Annotated in this window: 14 protein-coding genes and 9 tRNA genes; 17 read left to right on the top strand and 6 right to left on the bottom strand. The window is 64.0% G+C overall.

Going from position 1 to position 16,248, the window contains the following annotated elements; all coding sequences use genetic code 11:
- Positions 1–28: 28 nt before the first annotated feature.
- The gene (locus tag ACSVDO_RS13440; RefSeq protein ID WP_489596402.1) at positions 29–919 is read left to right on the top strand and encodes a LysR family transcriptional regulator; all 891 of its coding nucleotides are present in this window, start codon (positions 29–31) and stop codon (positions 917–919) included.
- A gap of 171 nt (positions 920–1,090) precedes the next feature.
- On the opposite strand, the gene ACSVDO_RS13435 is transcribed toward ACSVDO_RS13440, so the two are convergent.
- Positions 1,091–2,080, bottom strand: coding sequence for a hypothetical protein (locus ACSVDO_RS13435; protein WP_332538938.1), 990 nt, complete (start codon positions 2,078–2,080; stop codon positions 1,091–1,093).
- Between the two features lie 301 nt (positions 2,081–2,381).
- On the opposite strand from ACSVDO_RS13435, the gene ACSVDO_RS13430 reads away from it, so the two are divergent.
- Positions 2,382–2,996: a hemerythrin domain-containing protein gene (locus ACSVDO_RS13430; protein WP_489592716.1), complete on the top strand. Its 615-nt coding sequence runs from the start codon at positions 2,382–2,384 to the stop codon at positions 2,994–2,996.
- Between the two features lie 25 nt (positions 2,997–3,021).
- Here ACSVDO_RS13430 and ACSVDO_RS13425 read toward each other — a convergent pair whose 3' ends face one another.
- The 5 genes from ACSVDO_RS13425 to ACSVDO_RS13405 all read right to left on the bottom strand — a co-directional run bounded on the left by ACSVDO_RS13425 (position 3,022) and on the right by ACSVDO_RS13405 (position 7,551).
- Complete coding sequence (locus tag ACSVDO_RS13425) at positions 3,022–4,371, bottom strand: diguanylate cyclase domain-containing protein (protein WP_489592713.1); 1,350 nt, start codon at positions 4,369–4,371, stop codon at positions 3,022–3,024.
- A 115-nt stretch (positions 4,372–4,486) separates the two neighbouring features.
- Positions 4,487–5,824: an argininosuccinate synthase gene (gene argG / locus ACSVDO_RS13420; protein ID WP_489592711.1), complete on the bottom strand. Its 1,338-nt coding sequence runs from the start codon at positions 5,822–5,824 to the stop codon at positions 4,487–4,489.
- Between the two features lie 61 nt (positions 5,825–5,885).
- On the bottom strand, positions 5,886–6,203 hold the full coding sequence (gene ppnP / locus ACSVDO_RS13415; protein ID WP_332540205.1) for a pyrimidine/purine nucleoside phosphorylase: 318 nt from the start codon (positions 6,201–6,203) through the stop codon (positions 5,886–5,888).
- Between the two features lie 138 nt (positions 6,204–6,341).
- The gene (locus tag ACSVDO_RS13410) at positions 6,342–7,076 is read right to left on the bottom strand and encodes a glycine zipper 2TM domain-containing protein (protein WP_489592709.1); all 735 of its coding nucleotides are present in this window, start codon (positions 7,074–7,076) and stop codon (positions 6,342–6,344) included.
- Between the two features lie 118 nt (positions 7,077–7,194).
- A complete protein-coding gene (locus ACSVDO_RS13405) occupies positions 7,195–7,551 on the bottom strand; it encodes an arsenate reductase (protein ID WP_332549875.1) in 357 nt (118 codons plus the stop codon).
- 61 nt (positions 7,552–7,612) lie between these two features.
- Between ACSVDO_RS13405 and folC the strand changes: the two genes are divergently transcribed.
- The 15 genes from folC to ACSVDO_RS13330 all read left to right on the top strand — a co-directional run bounded on the left by folC (position 7,613) and on the right by ACSVDO_RS13330 (position 15,866).
- Complete coding sequence (folC, locus tag ACSVDO_RS13400) at positions 7,613–8,938, top strand: bifunctional tetrahydrofolate synthase/dihydrofolate synthase (protein WP_332549874.1); 1,326 nt, start codon at positions 7,613–7,615, stop codon at positions 8,936–8,938.
- Between the two features lie 21 nt (positions 8,939–8,959).
- Entirely contained in the window at positions 8,960–9,865 is a 906-nt protein-coding gene (locus ACSVDO_RS13395) for an SPOR domain-containing protein (protein WP_489592707.1), read from the top strand.
- Positions 9,866–9,872: 7 nt separating this feature from the next.
- A complete protein-coding gene (locus ACSVDO_RS13390) occupies positions 9,873–10,364 on the top strand; it encodes a CvpA family protein (protein ID WP_332540197.1) in 492 nt (163 codons plus the stop codon).
- A gap of 73 nt (positions 10,365–10,437) precedes the next feature.
- Positions 10,438–11,946: an amidophosphoribosyltransferase gene (gene purF / locus ACSVDO_RS13385; protein WP_332549830.1), complete on the top strand. Its 1,509-nt coding sequence runs from the start codon at positions 10,438–10,440 to the stop codon at positions 11,944–11,946.
- A 189-nt stretch (positions 11,947–12,135) separates the two neighbouring features.
- Entirely contained in the window at positions 12,136–13,347 is a 1,212-nt protein-coding gene (locus ACSVDO_RS13380; RefSeq protein ID WP_489592704.1) for an O-succinylhomoserine sulfhydrylase, read from the top strand.
- Complete coding sequence (gene gltX, locus ACSVDO_RS13375; RefSeq protein ID WP_489592702.1) at positions 13,347–14,750, top strand: glutamate--tRNA ligase; 1,404 nt, start codon at positions 13,347–13,349, stop codon at positions 14,748–14,750. The genes ACSVDO_RS13380 and gltX overlap by 1 nt, the downstream gene beginning before the upstream one ends.
- Before the next feature lie 73 nt (positions 14,751–14,823).
- A tRNA-Ala gene (locus tag ACSVDO_RS13370) sits at positions 14,824–14,899 on the top strand.
- A 60-nt stretch (positions 14,900–14,959) separates the two neighbouring features.
- Positions 14,960–15,035, top strand: a tRNA-Glu gene (locus tag ACSVDO_RS13365).
- Positions 15,036–15,092: 57 nt separating this feature from the next.
- Positions 15,093–15,169 (top strand) — tRNA-Asp (locus ACSVDO_RS13360).
- A gap of 38 nt (positions 15,170–15,207) precedes the next feature.
- A tRNA-Ala gene (locus tag ACSVDO_RS13355) sits at positions 15,208–15,283 on the top strand.
- Between the two features lie 30 nt (positions 15,284–15,313).
- A tRNA-Glu gene (locus ACSVDO_RS13350) sits at positions 15,314–15,389 on the top strand.
- Between the two features lie 57 nt (positions 15,390–15,446).
- Positions 15,447–15,523: transfer RNA gene (locus ACSVDO_RS13345), tRNA-Asp, on the top strand.
- A gap of 36 nt (positions 15,524–15,559) precedes the next feature.
- Positions 15,560–15,635 (top strand) — tRNA-Ala (locus ACSVDO_RS13340).
- A gap of 29 nt (positions 15,636–15,664) precedes the next feature.
- A tRNA-Glu gene (locus ACSVDO_RS13335) sits at positions 15,665–15,740 on the top strand.
- 49 nt (positions 15,741–15,789) lie between these two features.
- A tRNA-Asp gene (locus tag ACSVDO_RS13330) sits at positions 15,790–15,866 on the top strand.
- Positions 15,867–16,248 lie beyond the last annotated feature (382 nt).

Raw genomic sequence — 16,248 nt, 5'->3', positions numbered from 1 at the left:
CTGAGCCTCGATGTGGTACTTTGCGGCCATGCGCTTTGACCTGACCGATCTGCGGCTGTTCCTGAACGTCCATGAGGCGGGCACGATCACGGGGGGCGCCGAGCGCAGCCACATGACGCTGGCTTCGGCGAGCGAGCGCGTGCGCGGCATGGAGGAGGCGCTGGGCGTGGCGCTGCTGCTGCGCGAACGCCGCGGCGTGCAGCTGACGCCCGCGGGCCGCACGCTGCTGCACCACGCGCGCCTGGTGCTGCAGCAGATGGACCGACTGCAGGGCGAACTCGCCGACTATGGCGCGGGGTTCAAGGGCCATGTGCGCCTGCTGTGCAATACCTCGGCCCTGAGCGAGCATCTGCCGCAGGTGCTGGGCGGCTTTCTCGCGCGGCATCCCGGCATTTCCGTCGATCTGGAGGAGCGTGCGAGCAGCGAGATCGTCGACGCGCTGCGCAACGGGCTGTGCGATGTCGGCATGGTCTCCGACTCCGTGGACCTCGAAGGCCTGCAGAGCTTTGCCTTTTGTGCGGACCCGCTGGTGCTGGTCGTGCCGCGCGGCCATGGGCTGGCGCAGCGCCGCTCGGTTGACCTGGCGGAAATCGTCGACTGCGCCTTTGTCGGCCTGCTTGACGGCAGCGCACTGCAGGCCCACATCACCCAGCAGGCACGGCGCCTGGGCCAGCGGCTGAACTATCGCGTTCGCCTGCGCAGTTTCGAATCGGTGTGCCGCATGGTGGGCGAAGGCATAGGCGTGGGCATTGTTCCGCAGGCGGTCGCGCTGCGCCATGCGCGCGCGGCAAAGATCAAGCGCATTGCCTTGACCGACGCCTGGGCCGCGCGCAATCTGATGCTGTGCGTGCGCGATCTCGACGCATTGCCCGCGCCCGCGCAGCAACTGGCGCGGCATCTGCTGGCCCACTCCCCATGAAAAAGCCCGCACGCGGCGGGCTGGGGACACATGGATCGCGTATCAGGTGAGCAGCGCGATCAGGATGATGATGGGAATCGGAATGCCAAGCAGGAACAGGAGAATGGAGCGCATGGATGGTCCTTTGGAGTGAAGGGCCGGCCCGCAAGGGCCGGCGGTGGACAAAATGGTTTAGAAAGCGTCGCGTTGGCGGCCACCCCAGGTGGCGGACAGGCTGGCGACGAAAGCACCGATCAGCAGCGCGACGAACAGCCACAGCATCGAGTGCGCGGCGACCTTGCGTGCGGTTTCGGCGGCTTCCTTGGCCTTGACTTCGGCTTCATCGATCTTGGCCTTGGCCTGGGCGATCTGCTGCTGCGCCTGCTCGAACGACTTCTGCACGCGTTCCAGAGCCTGCTCTTGAGTCAGGCCGGTGCGCTCGGCGACCAGTTGTGCGACGTAGCGCGCGTCTTCTTCCGGCAGCTTGCCGGTCTGCAGCGCATTGGCGTAGATGCTCGTGACTTCCTTGGCCACATCGGCGGGCGAGCGCTGGCTTGGCGGCACGGGGGCCGTCGTGCCATCGGTGGTGGGGGCGGGGCGGAACAGGCTGTCGACCCAATAGCCGAAGCGATTGGCCGAAGCACCCTGGCTGTCGCCGCTGCCCGCAATCGCACCGGTCGCGCCGGCAACCGCCGCCTGCACGCCGCCGCCGACCATGGTTGCCGCACCCGACGCCACAGCACCCGCGGCCTTGGCGGTGCCGGTGATCGCGCTGCTGGCGACCGAGCCCATCAGCGCCACCATCAGCAAAGTGGCCAGCGACCAGGCCAGGAATCCATGGGCGGTGTCGCGAAAATAGACTTCGTCAACCTGCACGCCCAGCCAGCGGGTGCGCAGGCGGCCAGCGATGTAGCCACCGACGCCGGCCGAGGCCAGTTGGGTGAATGCAAACCAGGCGGCAGCTGTCCAGCCGAAAGTCTCGCCTTCGACGCCGCGGCCCGACCAGACCGAGATCGACGACAGGCCCAGGCCTATGCCGAGAACGAAGAGGACAAGAGACAGTACTGCGGCAGCGAGCGCGCCCGCGAAAATTGCCGCCCAGGAAACGCCTGCACCGTCGACAGCCCGAGGAAGGGCGGAAGGAGCGAGGGGGTCGGACTGAACATAGGTAGGTGCCGTCATGGAGAGCCTTCCGGTTGATTGGAAAAGTCCCATTTTTGGTGCGTCGACCTGGAATGGTTTGTAAGGAAACCGGAAGAAACGTATCCGATTCAAGCTCCTTTTGCTGCAGGAATGTCGCCGCCCCGCGGCAAGGTGCGCAGTCCCGGCGCAGGATGAGGATGCAATGCGTCTTCGGCTTACATGGCGACTCGCAGCTTTGGTCAATGGTGAGGATGGACCGCCAAAACAACCATGCACCACCACGAGGACCGCAATGAACCGAACTGCCACGGCGAAAAGCACTGCCAAGCCCATTCCCCCCATGCCAGCCAATCGCGCCGCGATCGCCAAGGCCAAGCCCATTCCCCCCCTGCAAGCCAAGCGCGCTGCGATCGCCAAGGCCAAGGCAATTGCCGAGGATGTGCCGGCGAACATCGGCAGCACGCCGGCCACGCGTTTTCGCGGCGATGCCGACATCTTCGGCCGCCTGGTCGAAGACCATGACCGCCACCGCGCGCTGCTGGCGATGATCAGCGCGACCCACGGCCATTCGCCTGAGCGCGAGCGCCTGTTCATGGAGCTGGTCAGGGAGATCAAGGGCCATGCCGCGGCCGAGGAGCAGGCGCTGTGGTCCAGCGTGCTGCGCAATCCCGAGACCACCGAGGACGCGCGCCATGCAGTCGGCGAGCACAAGGAGATGGACAAGATGCTGGCCGACCTGGCCGCGCGCGACATGGCCTCGCCCGGCTGGCTGCGCCGCTTCGCCGCGCTGCGCGACGAATACCTGCACCACATTCGCGAGGAGGAGCAGGAGCAGTTCGTCGCGGCGCAGAAACACCTGTCCGACAGCGATGTGCGCTACATGCGCCAGGTGTTCAACCGCCGCAAGAAGGAAGAGAAGGCCGGGGCCACGATAGAGAAGAAGCTGCAGAAATAAGCGCGCTCAGCCGGCCAGGTCAGGGTCATCGCGCGCCGTGGCCGCCGGCTTTCTTCATGCGGTACATGCTGTTGTCGGCATGCTGCAGCAGCTCGTGTTCGTTGCTGCCGTGTTCGGGATAGCTGGCGCTGCCTATGCTTGTCTGTATGTTGAGCTGCTGGCCGTTGATGTCGAACGGCGTATCGAACGTGGCGCCGATCTTGTGCGCGATGACCCATGCGCCATCCATGGGGGCAGTCGACTCGAGCAGCACCACGAACTCGTCGCCACCCACGCGGGCCACGGTGTCGTAGCTGCGAAAGCAGGCCTTGAGCCGCTGCGCGAACGCCTTGAGCAGGCTGTCGCCGGCCGAATGTCCGAGGGAATCGTTGATCTGTTTGAACCCGTCCAGGTCCAGATACAGCACGCAGAGAAAGAGCCCGTCGCGCCCGGCGCGCTCCAGCGCCCGGCTCAGGCGGTCATGCAGCATGGTGCGGTTGACCAGGCCGGTCAGCGGATCGAAATGCGCCATGAACTGCAGGCTTGCGTAGAGGCGCCGGCGCTCCACTGCGGACGCCACCTGCGTGGCAATGCACTGCAGCGTCTCCTGATCCTGCACGGCATTGGAGTGGCTCTTGAGCACCAGCGCGCCCATCACGCCTTGCTGCGTGATCAGCGGCACGCCCAGCCAGGACGCCGCGTCTTCCGGCCCCGGCACGGCCACCTGCTGCGGGCTGTGCCTGGGATCGGGAGAGCGGATGATGTCGTCACAAAAGGCCTGCACCATGGGGGTGGGGCGGTCGGTGCCGGCATCTCCGTCGAGCACCAGATAAGGGAATTCAAGCTGTTGACGGCTCTCGTCACGCAGCGCCACGGCGAATGCGAGGCAGGGCAGCAGCGCGTCTATGATCTGGTGAACGCGTTGCAGCAGTTCGCGCATGTCCTTGGCCTCGTGGGCGGCTTCCGAAATGGCGTTGGTCGCGGTCTGCAGCGCCTGCGCACGCTTGCGCGCGGAAATGTCGCGCGCCACGGCGATCCTGACCTGATCGACTTCGGACCAGCGCGCCGACCACATCAGGTCGATGAGCTTGCCGTCCTTGCGTACATAGCGGTTCTCGAAATGCAGGTGGCTTTGGCCAGCCATGACGTTGTGCGCTGCCTGCAGCGTTCTTTCCCGGTCCTGCGGCGCCACCATGTCGATCATGCGCCGACCTATCATTTCCTCTGGCGTGTAGCCGAATACTGCTTCGCAGGCGGCGCTCGCAAAGACGAAGTAGCCCTGCGCATCCACCACGCACACCGCGTCCAGCAGCAGATCGAGAATCGTGCTGAACAAGGGATCGCTTTGCTGCGGCGTGGGGAGATGGCTGGCCGAAGTGTCAGGGTGGGTGTTCATGTCGTTGATCGGAGGAGCCGCCGCGGTGGAGACAGAAACAAGGCCGTAGAAGGGTGAAAAAAAAGCCACGTCCATCGGGCGATGGCGTGGCTTTCATGGACCGGCTGGCGCCTGATCAGTTCTTGTCGTTGCCCAGCTGCGGCAGGGCCGAGCCGCTGCCCATGGACAGCAGGCCGGTCTTGGCGTAGATCGCGAGCTTGTCGCGCGTGTCCATCAGGTCGAGATTGCGCATGGTCAGCTGGCCGATGCGGTCGGCGGGCGAGAACGGTGCGTCCTCGACCTTTTCCATCGACAGGCGCTCGGGCTGGTACGTCAGGTTGGCCGACTCGGTGTTGAGCAGCGAGTAGTCATTGCCGCGGCGCAGCTCCAGCGTCACGGTGCCGGTGATGGCGCGCGCGACCCAGCGCTGGGCGGTTTCGCGCAGCATGATGGCCTGGGGATCGAACCAGCGGCCCTGGTACAGCAGACGGCCCAGGCGCAGGCCGTTCATGCGGTACTGCTCGATGGTGTCTTCGTTGTGGATGCCGGTCACGAGGCGTTCGTAGGCAATGTGCAGCAGCGCCATGCCCGGGGCTTCGTAGATGCCGCGGCTCTTGGCTTCGATGATGCGGTTCTCGATCTGGTCGCTCATGCCCAGACCGTGGCGGCCGCCGATGCGGTTGGCTTCGAGGAACAGCTCGACCGGGTCTTCGATGCGCTTGCCGTTGAGGGCCACGGGACGGCCTTCCTCGAAGGTCACCGAGACTTCCTCGGCCTTGACTTCGACTTCAGGCTTCCAGAACGCCACGCCCATGATGGGGTTGACGATGCGGATGCCGCTCGACAGCAGTTCCAGATCCTTGGCTTCGTGCGTCGCGCCCAGCATGTTGGAGTCGGTCGAGTAGGCCTTCTCGGCGCTCATCTTGTAGCCGAAACCTTCCTTGGTCATGAAGGCCGACATTTCGGCGCGGCCGCCGAGTTCGTCGATGAAGGCCTGGTCCAGCCAGGGCTTGTAGATGCGCAGCGCGGGGTTGGTGAGCAGACCGTAGCGGTAGAAGCGCTCGATGTCGTTGCCCTTGAAAGTCGAGCCGTCGCCCCAGATGTGGACGTCGTCTTCCTTCATCGCGGCGACCAGCATGGTGCCGGTCACGGCACGGCCCAGCGGCGTGGTGTTGAAATAGGTGATGCCGCCGGTGGAGATGTGGAAGGCGCCGGCCTGGATGGCGGCAATGCCTTCGTTGGCCAGTTGCGTGCGGCAGTCGATCAGGCGGGCCTTCTCGGCGCCGTATTCCATGGCCTTGCGCGGAATCTCGTCGTAATCCGCTTCGTCGGGCTGGCCCAGGTTGGCGGTGTAGGCGTAGGGCACGGCGCCCTTGTTCTTCATCCAGCGCAGCGCGGCGCTGGTGTCCAGGCCGCCGGAGAAGGCGATGCCGACTTTGTCGCCGACGGGAAGGTTCTTGAGGATGGTTTCCATAGATCAGTGCACTCTGGGTAAGAGAATTAAGTGGGTCCGGCCCGCAGGCCGGCCGCCGGGCTCACGCGTAGTGGCAAATGTAGTGGTAGGCCTCGGTCACGCGGATGTCGAACTTCGAATTCGCGGGAATGTGGAAGGACTCACCGGCCTGGGAGCTGAGCCACTGGTCGGTGCCGTCGAGGCGGTATTCGCACGATCCGCCCACGCATTCCATGATTTCGGCGGCGGCCGTGCCGAAGGTCAGCGTGGCGGGCAGGACCACGCCCACCGATTTCTTGGTGCCGTCGGCGAGGGTGAAGCTATGGCTCACGCACTTGCCGTCAAAGTAGACGTTGGCTTTGGTGGTGAGGGTAACGCCGGCGAAGTTTTCGGTGGTCATGGAAGAACGCGGTCCGTGAAAGTGGGCAAAGCGCAGATTTTAGGCCAGCCAGCGTCCTCCGTGCTGCGTGCAGGGGAGTCGCCAAGCAAAGCGCCCCTGAAACCCGGGCTTCAGGGGCGTTGAGAAGGTGGGATTGCCTCAGCGGCGCCAGCCGCCGTGGTGGTGCGGACGCTCGTAGTGGCGCGCTCCGTTCCAGCGATCGCGCGGCCGCAGCACATAGTGGGCGCCAGCGGCAATCGTCGCGCCCAGCAGTATGGGGGCCACATAGTCGGCCGCGCTGTAGCCCGTGTCCGGGGGCGCCGTATAGACCGTCTGCGGTGTGGCATAGGTCACCGGGGGATAGGCTGGAGCGGAGTAGGCGTCCGGCGTGCCGTAGTAGCCCTGCGGATAGCTGGGCGCGTAGGCTTGCGGTGCCGGCTGCACGTTCAGCGCGATCCAGTCGCCCGGAGGGGTGGCGGTGCGCGTCGTGTACTGGCGACCGGCGTATTCATAGACCACGTCGTAGCCCACCGCCTGGTTGCGGTAGTAGTTCTGCGTGGTGCAGCGGCGCACGGTCTGGTACTGGGTGCTGTTGTTGCCTTCGAGCTGGTTGCCCAGCATCGCGCCGCCGACCAGGCCCGCTCCCGTCGCTGCCGCACGGCCCGAGCCGCCGCCAATGGCGTTGCCGGCTAGACCGCCGACCACGGCGCCTATCACCGCGCCCGCGCCGGAACTGCGCTGGCGCACCGGCACGGTTTCATCCTGGCAGACCTGCTGGGGCACGCTCACCTGCTGCTGCACGGGAGAGACGGACAGCACGCGGCCTTGCTCCTGGGCCATTGCAGCGCCTGTGGACAGCGCGGCCGCGGCTCCGATCCAGATCATTCTTTTCATGGCTCAAGCTCCTTTGCTGACCGCGGCACTCATGCCCCGGCAATGGACCAAATTTTAGGCCTGCTCGGTGAACCGCGTGCGCCAGCGGGGTAAACGCCGGTAAGTGTTTGTATGCTTTTCAGCTGTTTGCGTCCAGCCGCGCCTGCCAGGCATCGGCCTGGAAGCCCACGCTGATGCTACCGTCGGGCCATTCGACCACCGGGCGCTTGATCAGGCTGGGCTGGGCCTGCACCAGCGCGCTGGCGCTGGCTGCGTCCTGCACGCCGGCCTGGGCGGCGGCGTCGAGCTTGCGCCAGGTCGTGCCCTGGCGATTGACGATTTTCTCCCAGCCCAGGGCTTCCATCCAGCGCGCGAGCTGCGCGGGCGGCACGCCCAGCTTCTTGAAATCATGGAACTCATGCGCCTGACCCTGGGCTGAAAGCCATAGCCGCGCTTTTTTGACGGTGTCGCAATTTGGAATGCCGTAAACGATCATGAAGGGGATACTCCGGGTGAAGCCAATCGAGCCGCCGCTGCTGGGCGACAATGCGCGCAGTATGCACACCACATTCCCCAATCTGGAAGCCTGGCTCTCTTATTGCGAGCGCCTGCACCCCCAAAACATCGCCATGGGCCTGGAGCGCGTGCGCGAAGTGGCCCAGCGCCTGGCGCTGCGTTTCGACTGCCCGGTGATCACCGTGGCCGGTACCAATGGCAAGGGCTCGACCTGTGCCATGCTCGAAGCCGTGGCGCTGCAGTCCGGCTACAAGCCCGGCGTCTACACCTCGCCGCATCTGGTGCATTTCGAGGAGCGTTGCCGCATCGGCGGTGAAATCGCCAGCGCCGAGCAGCTGATGGGCAGCTTCGAGGCCGTCGAGGCCGCGCGCGTGCAGGGCGGCAACGAAGTCCAACTGACCTACTTCGAGTTCACCACGCTGGGCATCATGCATCTGCTGAGCCGCTCGGGCCTCGATGTGGCGATTCTCGAAGTCGGCCTGGGCGGGCGCCTGGATGCGACCAACGTGATCGACACCGACTGCGCAATCATCACCAGCATCGACATTGACCATACCGAGCTGCTGGGCAAGGACCGCGAGACCATAGGCCGCGAGAAGGCCGGAATCATGCGCCCCGGACGTCCGGTGATCGTCAGCGATCCGGTCGCGCCGCAAAGCGTGATCGACCATGCCAACGAGATCGGCGCCCAGCTGTGGCAGTTTGGCCAGGATTTCAATTTTTCGGGCGACAAGCAGCAGTGGGGCTGGGCGGGCCGCGGGCGCCGCTATGCGGGCCTGGCCTATCCCGCGCTGCGCGGCGCGAACCAGCTGGTCAACGCCGCGGGCGCGCTGGCTGCATTTGAAGCGCTGCGCGAGCGCCTGCCGGTCACGGCCCAGGCCGTGCGCACCGGCATGGCCATGGTCGAACTGCCCGGGCGCTTCCAGATCGTTCCCGGCCAGCCCACACTGGTGCTCGATGTCGCGCACAACCCGCATTCGGTCGCGGCGCTGACCGCCAACCTGGATGCCATGGGCTTTTTCCCCACGACCCATGCGGTTTTTGGCGCAATGGCCGACAAGGACCTCGCGCCGATGTTCGCCAAGGTCGGCCCGCTGATCGATCGCTGGTACTTCTGTGACCTGCCCACGCCGCGTGCCGACACGGCTGCGGGCCTGCAGCAGAAATGGAATGCGGTGCAGATGGTCGCCGGCGGGCGCCGTGAAGTGGCCACCAGCCTGCATGCGACTCCCGAGTTGGCCTTGCAGGCTGCGGTCGCCGCTGCGGACCCCGCTGATAGAATCGTGGTCTTTGGCTCGTTTTATACGGTGGGTGGTGTGCTGCTTCATGGCACGCCGCGCTTGCAAGCCAAGCATCTGGGCGAATAAGCCCGAACGAGTCTGCACTTCATGGCATTTTTCAAGTTCTCTTGGTTCGGCAAAAAAGAGGCTGCGGACAAGTCCGTAACGCGTTCCCGCGCTGCCCAGGTGGAAAGCGTCGACGTCATGCGCAGTCGCGCGCGCCATCGGCTGATCGGCGCTGCGGTGCTGGTGCTGGTGGGCGTGGTGGGCTTCCCACTGCTGTTCGACACCCAGCCCCGACCGATTCCCGTCGATATTCCGATTGAGATTCCCGACCGCGGTCATGTCGCGCCGCTGATGGTGCCCGGCGAAACCGCGGCTCCGGCGGCTGCGGCACGTCCGTCCACTTCCGTGGACACGCACGCATCGCTGGACAAGGGCGAGGAAGTTTTCGAATCGTCCACGCCCGTGGCCGCGCCGCGTGCGGCCGCCATGCCCATGCCGCCCGTGCCGCCCTTGATGTCGCCGCCCGCGGCCGCATCTGCCAAGGCGGAGTCGCCCAAGCCTGCGCCCGCGAAAACCGAGCCCAAGGTCGAAGCCCCGGTCAAGCCAAAGCCTGAACCTAAACCTGAACCCAAGCCTGAACCCAAGCCAAAGCCCGAACCGAAACCCGAGCCCAAGCCTGAGCCCAAGCCCGAGCCAGCCAAGCCCAAGGTCGATGAGGCGGCGCGCGCGCGTGCGCTGCTCGAAGGCCGGGCACCGGCAGCCGCCGAGGCCAGCAGCAGCGATCGTGTCGTGGTCCAGGTCGGAGCGTTTGGCGATGCGGACAAGGCGCGTGAAGTGCGCGCCAAGCTCGAAGGCGCGGGCCTCAAGGCGTTCACCCAGACGGTGTCGACCAAGGATGGTCAGCGCACGCGGGTGCGCGTGGGCCCGTTCAACAGCCGGGCCGAAGCCGACAAGGCCGCGGCGCGGGTCAAGGGACTGGGTTTGCCGGCGTCGGTGATCAAGCCCTGACGCGGTGATGGGCGCTGTCGACTGGATTTTTCTGGCCGTGGTGCTGGGGTCGCTGCTGGTCGGTGCCTGGCGCGGGCTGGTCTATGAACTCCTGTCGCTCGTAGGGTGGCTCGTGGCCTTCGTGTCGGCGCGCTACGGGGCGGAGACAATGGGCGGGTTTCTGCCCATGGGCAATGCCGATGTATCGCTGCGTTATGCCGCAGGTTTTGTGGTGACGTTTATTGCTGTGGCGTTTGTCTGGGGCCTGGTCTCCAGTCTCGCCAAGCGACTGATTGATGGCGTGGGTCTGCGGCCTGTGGACCGCACGCTGGGCGCGGTATTTGGTCTGCTGCGGGGTGGTCTGCTGCTGGTCGTCGTGACCCTGGTGGTGACCTATACGCCTTTGCAGCAGTCCGAGTGGTGGCAGCAATCGCTGATTGCGCCGCAACTCGGCGGCCTGCTGCTGGACTGGATGCCGGCGCTGCCGCAGGAATTGGGAAGGTATTTGCCTTCAAGATGAGGGCAGGGCGGCCCTACCCGGGCGGCCTTGCAAGAATGGCGGGACTTTTCCCGCGGATGGATGGAACGCAACTATGTGTGGAATCGTCGGTGTAGTCAGCACTGCACCCGTGAATCAGCTGATCTATGACGCGCTGCTGCTTTTGCAGCATCGTGGACAGGATGCGGCAGGCATCGTGACCCAACAGGAACGTAAGTTCTACATGCACAAGGCCAAGGGCATGGTGCGCGATGTTTTCCGTACGCGCAACATGCGCGCGCTGCCGGGCAACATCGGCCTGGGCCAGGTGCGCTACCCGACGGCCGGCAACGCGGCCAGCGAAGAAGAGGCCCAGCCCTTCTACGTCAACGCGCCGTTCGGCATCGTCATGGTGCACAACGGCAACCTGACCAACGCCAAGCAACTGCGTGCCGAGCTCGCCGACACCGACCATCGCCACACCAATACGGACAGCGACTCCGAAGTGCTGCTCAACGTGCTGGCGCACGAACTGGCGCGTGCCACCAGCGGCGCGCCGCTCAAGAGCGTCGACGTGTTCAAGGCGGTGCGCGCGGTGCACAAGCGCGTGCGCGGCTCCTACGCCGTGATCGCGCTGATCGCCGGTTACGGTCTGCTGGCTTTCCGCGACCCCTACGGCATCCGTCCGCTGTGCATAGGCCACGGTGCCGATGGCAGCGTCATGCTGGGCAGCGAATCGGTGGCGCTCGAAGGCAATCTTTACACACTGGAGCGCGATGTCGCGCCGGGCGAAGCCGTCTACATCGGCCTCGACGGCAAGGTCCAGGCAGAGCAGTGCGCCGAGAAGAGCTCGCTGCACCCCTGCATTTTCGAGTACGTCTACCTGGCGCGCCCCGATTCCGTCATGGACGGCATCTCGGTCTACCAGGCGCGCCTGAACCTGGGCGAATCGCTGGCCAAGCGCGTGATCTCCACCGTGCCGCCAAGCGAGATCGACGTGATCATTCCGATTCCCGAATCGAGCCGCCCCAGCGCCATGCAGCTGGCCCAGCTGCTGGGCCTGCCGTACCGCGAAGGCTTCGTGAAGAACCGCTACGTGGGCCGCACCTTCATCATGCCGGGCCAGGGCGCGCGCAAGAAGTCGGTGCGCCAGAAGCTCAATGCGATCAGCAGCGAGTTCAAGGGCCGCAACGTGCTGCTGGTTGATGACTCCATCGTGCGCGGCACGACCTCCAAGGAAATCGTGCAGATGGCACGCGACGCCGGCGCCAACAAGGTGTACCTGGCGAGCGCCGCGCCGCCGGTGCGCTTTCCCAATGTCTACGGCATCGACATGCCGACCAAGAGCGAGCTGGTGGCCCACGACCGCACGGTCGAGGAAATCCGCCAGGTCATCGGCTGCGACGCGCTGATCTATCAGGACGTCGACGGCATGAAAAAGGCGATTGGCGCGCTCAACCCCGGCGTCAACGGCTTTGAAGCTTCGTGCTTTGACGGTATATATGTGACCGGCGACATTTCCGAAGGCGATATCGCGGCGCTCAACGCGGGCCGCACCGGCGGCGCCGAAGAGGGCGATGTCGATACCTCGCGCCTATCGCTGCCCAACGCCCAGGACGCTTGAGCACGTTACATTAGGAACGATTGCAAGCAATGAAGCGGGGCGCAGCGCCGCCCGCTTGGCTGTCATGGAAAAGAGCTAAAAACGCGGAAGGGTCAGGCCTCACCACCTGACCGGCCCAGCGGGTTTGGCTCATTTTTCTTTGCGCCGCCAGCAACGGCCTGCCTCCGCTGGACAACCAGGAATACCACCGTGACCGAACGAACCCTTCCCGCCGGCCTGCATCCCGATACCCTCGCGGTGCGCGAAGCCGTGGAGCGCAGCCAATGGGGCGAGCACAGCGAAGCGCTGTACCTCACCAGCAGCTTCGTGCAACCCGATGCCGCCACGGCCGCGCGCCGCTTCGGCAATGAAGAGCCGGGCTATACCTACAGCCGCACTTCCAACCCCACCGTGACCAGCTTCGAGCGTCGACTCGCTGCCATGGAAGGCACCGAGGTGGCCATTGCCACTTCGACCGGCATGTCGGCCATTCTGATGGTCGCGATGACCATGCTCAAGGCCGGCGATCACATCATCTGCTCGCAGTCGATGTTCGGCTCGACGATCAAGTTGCTGGGCGGCGAGATGGCGCGCTTCGGCGTGACTTCCAGCTTTGTGTCCCAGACCGATGTCGCCGCCTGGAAGGCCGCGATCCGTCCTGAAACCAAGCTGCTGTTTGCCGAAACCCCGACCAATCCTCTGGGCGATCTGTGCGACATCGCGGCGCTGGCCGAACTCGCGCATGCGCACGGCGCGCTGCTGGCCGTGGACAACAGCTTTGCCTCGCCGGTGCTGCAGCGCCCGGTGCAATTCGGTGCCGACCTGGTCGTGCACTCGGGCACCAAGCTGCTCGACGGCCAGGGTCGCAGCATGGGCGGTGCGGTCTGCGGCCCCAAGGCGCTGGTTGAAGAGAAGATGGGCGCCTTCATGCGCACCGCGGGCCTGAACCTCGCGCCGTTCAACGCCTGGGTCATGCTCAAGGGCATGGAAACCCTGGCGCTGCGCGTCAAGGCCATGAGCGCCGCGGCGCTGGAAATGGCAAACTGGCTTGAAGCCCATCCCAAGGTGGCGCGCGTTCACTACAGCGGCCTGCCTACGCACGCCCAGCATGCGCTGGCGATGCGCCAGCAATCTGGCATGGGCGGCGGCGTGCTGGCCTTCGATGTGATCGGCGACTCGCCCGAAGCGCTGCGCGCCAACGCGTTCGCGGTCATCGACAGCACGCGCGTGTGCAGCATCACCGCCAACCTGGGCGACGTGAAGACCACCATCACCCACCCGGCCAGCACTTCGCATGGCCGTCTTTCCGAAGACCAGCGCCAGGCCGCTGGCATCGGTCAAGGCCTGATCCGCCTGTCGGTCGGCCTCGAGCATCTTGAAGACATCAAGGCAGATCTCTGCCGTGGACTGGATACCCTGTAATGAGCACCAAAGTACGTACCCGTTTCGCCCCTTCGCCCACGGGCTTCATCCACCTGGGCAACATCCGCTCGGCGCTTTATCCCTGGGCCTTTGCGCGCGCCAATGGTGGCGACTTCATCCTGCGCATCGAGGACACCGATGTCGAGCGCTCGACCCAGGCATCGGTCGACGTGATCCTCGAGGGCATGGAGTGGCTGCAGCTCACGCCCGACGAAGGCCCGTTCTATCAGATGCAACGCATAGAGCGCTACAAGGAAGTGCTGGTGCGGCTGCAGGAAAAGGGCCTGGTCTATCCCTGCTACATGAGCATGCAGGAGCTCGACGCGCTGCGCGAAAAGCAGATGGCCGCCAAGGAAAAGCCGCGCTATGACGGCACCTGGCGCCCCGAGCCCGGCAAGCAGTTGCCGCCCGTGCCCGAAGGCGTGCAGCCCGTGCTGCGCTTCAAGACGCCGCAAGGCGGCGTCGTGGCCTGGGAAGACAAGTGCAAGGGCCGCATCGAATTCCAGAACAGCGAACTCGACGACCTGGTGATCGCGCGCCCCGACGGCACGCCTACCTATAACTTCTGCGTCTGCGTCGACGACATGGACATGGCGATCACGCATGTGATCCGCGGCGACGACCACATCAACAACACGCCGCGCCAGATCCACATCTTCGAAGCCCTGGGCGCCGAGGTTCCGGTGTTCGCCCATCTGCCCACCGTGCTCAACGAGCAGGGCGAGAAGATGAGCAAGCGCAACGGCGCCAAGGCCGTGACGCAATACCGTGACGAAGGCTATCTGGCCGATGCCATGGTCAACTATCTGGCGCGCCTGGGCTGGAGCCATGGCGACGACGAGATCTTCAGCCGCGCCCAGTTCCTCGAATGGTTCAACCTCGACCACCTGGGTCGCAGCGCGGGCCAGTTCGACGAAGCCAAGCTGCGCTGGGTTAACGCCCAGCACCTGAAGGCCTTGGACGACCAGGCGTTGGCTGCACTGGTCAAGCCTTTCCTCGAGAAGCGCGGCATTGCCGCTGCCGAACTCGATGCCGACGATCGCCTGGTGCGCATCTGCGGTCTGTTCAAGGACCGTTGCGACACGCTGGTGGCGCTGGCCGACTGGGCCCAGGTCTTCTATAGGGATGTGACACCGGATGCAGAAGAGCGCGCCAAGCATGTGACCGAAGCCGTGCAGCCCGCGATTGCCGCACTCGCCGCCGCGCTGGCTGACTGCGAATGGACGCGTGAAGCCATCTCCGCGGCCTTCAAGGAAGTGCTCAAGGCCCAGGGTCTGAAGATGCCTCAACTGGCCATGCCGGTGCGGGTTCTCACCGTGGGTACGGCACACACGCCATCGGTCGATTCAGTGCTTGAATTGCTCGGTCGTGAAAAAATTGCTGCGAGATTGCAAAACGTCTAAAAACCTGTCTATAATTCGAGTCTTCAACGACACACAGCAAGAAATTGATTGTGTTGTCAAGATGGAAATTGTGGGGGGTATAGCTCAGCTGGGAGAGCGCTTGCATGGCATGCAAGAGGTCATCGGTTCGATCCCGTTTACCTCCACCATAGAAGTCGAAGACGTTCTGAAAAGAACGTGCGTTGAAAACGGACAAGTTCCAAGGTTTTGACCCTATCGTCTAGAGGCCTAGGACATCACCCTTTCACGGTGAGTACCGGGGTTCGAATCCCCGTAGGGTCGCCAAGTTTGAAGCACTTGGGTTTGGTAAAAATATTTACCGAATCACAACGCTTTCTGCCAGGAGTGGTAGTTCAGTTGGTTAGAATACCGGCCTGTCACGCCGGGGGTCGCGGGTTCGAGTCCCGTCCACTCCGCCACAGTTAAAGGGTTCATGCCTTACAGCACGAATCCGTTTGGGGGTATAGCTCAGCTGGGAGAGCGCTTGCATGGCATGCAAGAGGTCATCGGTTCGATCCCGTTTACCTCCACCAAAGAATTGAGAACAGAAGTTCCAAGGCTACGACCCTATCGTCTAGAGGCCTAGGACATCACCCTTTCACGGTGAGTACCGGGGTTCGAATCCCCGTAGGGTCGCCAAGTTTGAAGCACTTGGGTATGGCAGATTTATTTGCTGCACCACAAAGCTTTCTGCCAGGAGTGGTAGTTCAGTTGGTTAGAATACCGGCCTGTCACGCCGGGGGTCGCGGGTTCGAGTCCCGTCCACTCCGCCACAGTTAATGGAAGTATGCGTTTGCATGGCTCCGATTGGGGGTATAGCTCAGCTGGGAGAGCGCTTGCATGGCATGCAAGAGGTCATCGGTTCGATCCCGTTTACCTCCACCAAGAAGTTAGAACGGAAGTTCTTAGGTTACGACCCTATCGTCTAGAGGCCTAGGACATCACCCTTTCACGGTGAGTACCGGGGTTCGAATCCCCGTAGGGTCGCCAAGTTATAGCGCTTGGCCTGTATCAAGTACAGGTGAAAAGCTATCTACCAGGAGTGGTAGTTCAGTTGGTTAGAATACCGGCCTGTCACGCCGGGGGTCGCGGGTTCGAGTCCCGTCCACTCCGCCATAATTTGTGGATCGACTTTATGTTGGTTTCGCTGATTACGATAAAGGCACTGTGCTTCGCACAGTGCCTTTTTTCGTTGGGCTGGCGTTTTCTCAGCGAAGTCGTTTTTCCTGATTGTGTCCAAGGATGAATGGCTTTTCCAGGGAGATGTTCAGTCATTCGGCTTTATGAAAACCGGCCCTTCGACAGGCTCAGGGCGAACGGGGATCAGGATGCAGCGACTAAACCCGACAAGGGCGCGGTGAATAAACCCCACCCGGGTGCAGTGAATAAACCCCACCCGGGTGCAGTGAATAAACCTGCTCGCGCTGAGCTTGCAGAGCCCGGAAATCGACCGCCGGTGCGCATGTTCCGTGATTTTCCGGGCATTCCGACAAACTGG

It is taken from the genome of Comamonas sp. DB36, assembly GCF_057914905.1.
This window is presented reverse-complemented; position numbering and strand designations above follow the sequence as displayed.

Bases quoted from the DNA above. Each gene is read 5' to 3' on its own strand.
- ACSVDO_RS13440 (WP_489596402.1), top strand. From the start codon at position 29: ATGCGCTTTGACCTGACCGATCTGCGGCTGTTCCTGAACGTCCATGAG.
- ACSVDO_RS13435 (WP_332538938.1), bottom strand. From the start codon at position 2,080: ATGACGGCACCTACCTATGTTCAGTCCGACCCCCTCGCTCCTTCCGCC.
- ACSVDO_RS13430 (WP_489592716.1), top strand. From the start codon at position 2,382: ATGCCAGCCAATCGCGCCGCGATCGCCAAGGCCAAGCCCATTCCCCCC.
- ACSVDO_RS13425 (WP_489592713.1), bottom strand. From the start codon at position 4,371: ATGAACACCCACCCTGACACTTCGGCCAGCCATCTCCCCACGCCGCAG.
- argG (WP_489592711.1), bottom strand. From the start codon at position 5,824: ATGGAAACCATCCTCAAGAACCTTCCCGTCGGCGACAAAGTCGGCATC.
- ppnP (WP_332540205.1), bottom strand. From the start codon at position 6,203: ATGACCACCGAAAACTTCGCCGGCGTTACCCTCACCACCAAAGCCAAC.
- ACSVDO_RS13410 (WP_489592709.1), bottom strand. From the start codon at position 7,076: ATGAAAAGAATGATCTGGATCGGAGCCGCGGCCGCGCTGTCCACAGGC.
- ACSVDO_RS13405 (WP_332549875.1), bottom strand. From the start codon at position 7,551: ATGATCGTTTACGGCATTCCAAATTGCGACACCGTCAAAAAAGCGCGG.
- folC (WP_332549874.1), top strand. From the start codon at position 7,613: ATGCACACCACATTCCCCAATCTGGAAGCCTGGCTCTCTTATTGCGAG.
- ACSVDO_RS13395 (WP_489592707.1), top strand. From the start codon at position 8,960: ATGGCATTTTTCAAGTTCTCTTGGTTCGGCAAAAAAGAGGCTGCGGAC.
- ACSVDO_RS13390 (WP_332540197.1), top strand. From the start codon at position 9,873: ATGGGCGCTGTCGACTGGATTTTTCTGGCCGTGGTGCTGGGGTCGCTG.
- purF (WP_332549830.1), top strand. From the start codon at position 10,438: ATGTGTGGAATCGTCGGTGTAGTCAGCACTGCACCCGTGAATCAGCTG.
- gltX (WP_489592702.1), top strand. From the start codon at position 13,347: ATGAGCACCAAAGTACGTACCCGTTTCGCCCCTTCGCCCACGGGCTTC.